Genomic DNA, 2,421 nt, shown 5'->3' on the forward strand with positions numbered 1-2,421 from the left:
ATAGTCGGGTAGGAACACTGTATTACTACACCATTCCCCCCTAAGAACCGTACGTGCGAGTTTCCCCGCATACGGCTCAAGCCTTCCTAAGTCCACTTTCGCGAACCGGCTTCACAACTTTTAAATCTAAGGCATTGATCTGATTAGAGCAGTGAGGATGCACCATAATGGTATCAGTGAATCCGTGTTGCTGACCTTGAAAGGGTAAAGATTTGCGATGCAACTTCCACCCAGATTCATTGTTAATCAGTTTTCGACAAATTGGGCAACAACCATCCTGTTTTGACCAGATATAATTAAGCCGCTTCCTCCCTCTCAACGAATGCTGCATTTTGAGATTCATACGCTCCTCAAAATACCCATTCCATGTAGGATCAAAAGGATTAGCTTCTAATCTAATCGGATGGTGTCTTCGAATAGGAGTATCAACCATTTTCCTCAGTGATTTCAGAATCGGGTTTCCATCTGGAAATCGTTCTCCTGTCGCTTCTGCAAATACCCAATTACGAGTATCCACAGTATGGAAATAACGGTTTCTAACCCAGCCTTTTCCTTTTTGAGGATGGCGACGAAGTGCCCATTGCCATAAAGCACACCAAATCTCATGGTCTACGCGAGCAAATGTTTCTTTCGCTACGATGTGCCTATGATAATTTGACCAGCCTTGGATCATTGGGTTAAGTTTATAAATCAGATGTTCTTGATCCAGTGTCTTATTCCCTTTGATGACTTTACGAACCTTTTCCAGAAATGTTGCCACATTTCCCTTGGAGGGTTTAGTCAATAGTTTTCCATTGTACTTACGTAGGTTTTGACCTAGAAAATCGAAACCTTCATCTATATGCGTAATCTTGGTCTTTTCTGGCGAAAGCATAAGTCCACGCTCTCTCATAAAGTCCTCAATGATTGGTTTGACTTCTTGTTCCAGCAACTCTTTCGAGCAACCTGTTACAATAAAATCATCCGCATAACGTACATAATTGACCTTCAGACGAGTCTGGATTCTATTAGCGTACCGCTTTTGTTTAAAAGCAGCCTCTAATTTAGCTTCCAACCCATCTAAGACAAGATTCGCCAACGTAGGTGAAATAATCCCACCTTGTGGAGTGCCTGCCTCAGTTGGAAAAAGTTGTTTGTCTTCCATATAACCAGCTTTCAACCATTTCTTCAAAATCATGCGATCCGTTTGAATATGATTCAATAGCCAGTTATGGCTGATATTATCAAAGCAACCTTTGATATCACCTTCGAGTACCCATTGAGCACCATGTTTTCTGGACAATACGATGAAGCATTGTTCAATTGCATCCGCAGTGGATCTCTTGGTTCGAAAACCAAATGAACGATGATCCCCAGTCGTTTCCGCCACGGGTTCAAGCGCAAGTAGATAAAGTGCCTGCATTGCTCTATCGTGCATGGTTGGTATTCCAAGCGGTCTTTTCTTCCCATTGGCTTTGGGAATATAGACACGCCTAAGCGGCTTAGGCTGATACCCTCGCCGCTTGAGTGACAGGATTGCTTGAGATTTGGATTCAGGAGTAGACCATATAACACCATCTACCCCTGAGGTTTGCTTGCCTTGATTTTCAGTAACTCGCTTAATGGCTAATGCTTTGCCACTGAACGAGTGGGTAAGAATCCATTGCAAAGTTTTGACCTTGTTATGTTTCCTTTCCTGTGTTGCCTTTACGATACGCGCTTGGAGCCTTCGCACTTCCTGATGACATTTTGCCCAATTAATATTGGACCATGCTATCACTTGGTGTGAGGGTGCACCCGCGCAAATCATTTGTTGCGTAGTCATCTGCTATTCCCTCTTTTAGAAGGTTAATAAAGTTCTCTCGTAAAGAAAGACCTTGTGGAAGTCTGCCCGCTTTCGCGTGGGATAATATTGCTAAATCACTCAATCCCTATCCTCTCCATTACCGAGTGGCATTCGCTTTCTCCACATTCCTTTACCCGCACCACCAACAGCATCCTTTACAGTTTGCCTGCCCTAATTAAGGCAATGATACGGGCTTACCATGTTTCATTTGAGTAACGAAATGGGTTAGACCCTGCCTTTCCACCGGCGACCTTATTGTCCGTGTATTCCTAGAATTCAAAGGAATAACCAGTCGCATACCTTTTGGTTCAAGCCTATCAGCATCTTTGGCTTGTTAATCCTAACGATGTTTATCAGCAGTTCACTTATGTTGGTCATACCATCTAGCCTAGCGCTGTACCCGCATTGATGCTCGCAGGTCATACCTTTGCTTCACAGCATCGATATGGGCTTTAAGCCCAGCTACATTGTCCCAGCAGTTTCACACAGAATCGTTACCAATCCTGCATGTGCCAGTAGGCTACTGATGACGGAACATCAGGTTCCTCAACAAGTTTCCTCGTTGGAACAATTACTCAAACAACCTCATGTCACAC

1 protein-coding gene is annotated in these 2,421 nt (G+C 43.7%); it reads right to left on the bottom strand.

Features of this window, described 5'->3' with window-relative positions:
- Positions 1 to 76 precede the first annotated feature (76 nt).
- Positions 77 to 1,804, bottom strand: coding sequence for a group II intron reverse transcriptase/maturase (gene ltrA, locus RR643_RS11585; RefSeq protein WP_018679534.1), 1,728 nt, complete (start codon positions 1,802 to 1,804; stop codon positions 77 to 79).
- Positions 1,805 to 2,421: the final 617 nt, after the last annotated feature.

The sequence above is a fragment of the Anaerorhabdus sp. genome, from assembly GCF_036637135.1.
In the GTDB taxonomy this organism is placed as follows: Bacteria; Bacillota_I; Bacilli_A; order Erysipelotrichales; family Erysipelotrichaceae; genus Anaerorhabdus.

Bases quoted from the DNA above. Each gene is read 5' to 3' on its own strand.
- ltrA (WP_018679534.1), bottom strand. From the start codon at position 1,804: ATGACTACGCAACAAATGATTTGCGCGGGTGCACCCTCACACCAAGTG.